The 1787-nt window shown below is 71.9% G+C and carries 1 protein-coding gene; it reads left to right on the top strand.

Translation table 11 applies throughout. The features are described from left to right. The first annotated feature begins 102 nt into the window (after positions 1-102). Positions 103-1767 (top strand): IS1182 family transposase, encoded by a 1665-nt coding sequence (locus ACIHFD_RS67840; RefSeq protein ID WP_397375964.1) that lies wholly within the window; start codon positions 103-105, stop codon positions 1765-1767. Positions 1768-1787: the final 20 nt, after the last annotated feature.

Here is a 1787-nt window from a genome sequence, read left to right as displayed (position 1 = left end):
AGGACCCCGTTGGGGATCTCTCATTGCGGCCATTGTGTTCATTGAGCTATCAAATCGACACTGATGGTGAAAGTCGGCGGGTGGGCGAGGGAGGCGAGGTCGATGCTGGAGCAGCAAGGCAGGCGGGAGGTGCCGGAGTTGACCGCCCGGGTGGTCGCGGCGGCCTTCCCCAAGGGCACCCTGGCGGTATGGCTGCGCGATGCGCTGGGCGAGGTGTTCTCGGACGAGTTGTTCGCCGAGGCGTTCCCCGCCGATGGGCGCCCGGCCATCTCGCCGGGCGCGCTGGCGGCGGTGTCGGTACTGCAGTACGCCGACAACCTCTCCGACCGGCGGGCGGCCGAGGCGGTGCGGGCTCGGATGGACTGGAAGTACTTGCTGGGGCTGGAGCTGACGGATCCAGGGTTCGATCACAGTGTGCTCAGCGACTTCCGCGCCCGGCTGGCCGAGCACGGCCTGGAGGAAAAGATCTTCGAGGCGGTACTGGAGGTGGCCGCCGCTCGCGGGCTGCTGCGCCCAGGAGGGCGGCAGCGGACCGATTCCACCAAGATTCTGGCCGATGTGCGGCTGCTCAACCGGATGGAGTTCGTCGGTGAGGTGCTGCGCACGGCGCTGGAGGCGCTGGCCGTGGCGCACCCGTCCTGGCTGGAGGAGGCGCTGGCCGGGCAGGAGGAACGGTGGCTGCGCCGCTACGGGGAGCGGATCGACGCCTGGCACGGGGACCTGCCCGGCGCCGACCGCGAGCAGTGGCTGCGTCAGGTCGGGCAGGACGGCTTCCTCCTGCTGGAGGAGATCGACGATGCCCGGGCGCCGGCGTGGCTGCGCCTGATCCCCGCTCTGGCGGCGCTGCGCCGCTGCTGGGATGAGCAGTACCTGCGCGACGAGCACGGCGTGCGCCCCCGCGAAGGCGCGCAGTTGCCGCCCGGGGCCCAGCGCACGGCCAGCCCGCACGATGCGCAGGCCCGCTACGGGGCCAAGCGCGGGCAGGGCTGGGTCGGCTACACCCTGCACGTGACCGAGACCTGTGAGGCGGAGGCGCCCCGCTTGATCACGGACGTGGCCACCGGCACCGCCGCCGACGGCGACGACAGCGCCGCGCTGCCGGGCATCCACCAGCGTCTTGAGCGACGCGGTCTGCTGCCCGCCGAGCACCTGCTCGACAGCGGCTACATCACCGCTGCGGCCCTGGTCGAGGCCGCCGAGGTCCGCGGCGTCGTCCTCATCGGCCCCGCTCGCCCCATCACCGCGGCCGCGGCTGACGGCCGCTTCACCCACGAGGACTTCCTCATCGACGACCAGGCGCGCACCGCCCTCTGCCCCGGCGGGCACACCAGTATCTCCTGGGCCCCGACCCACTCGGCCAAAGGCGTCCCCATCATCCAGGTACGCTTCGCCGCCGCAGGCTGCCGCGCCTGCCCGTTGCGGCAGCGGTGCACGACGGCCGACAACCCGCAATGGGGACGGGCGCTGACCCTGCGCCACCCGCGCCAGCGGGCCGCCCTCCAGCAACGCCGCCGAGAGCAGGACACCCCCGCCTGGCGACACCGCTATCGGCCCCGCGCCGGCATCGAGTCCACCGTCCACCAGCTGACCTCCCGCACCGGCCTGCGCCGCAGCCGCTACCGCGGCCTGCAACGCACTCACCTGGGCCACTGCCTGGCCGCCGCGGCCATCAACCTCATCCGCATCCACGCCTGGGAACACGGCATTCCACCGGAGCCAACACGAAGAACCCATTTATCCCGATTGCTCCACCGATGCGCGAGATGAGAGATCCCCAACGGGGTCCT

The sequence above is a fragment of the Nonomuraea sp. NPDC051941 genome (assembly GCF_044593615.1).
Note: the sequence above shows the minus strand (reverse complement) of the source record. Positions and strands in the feature narration are given on the sequence as shown.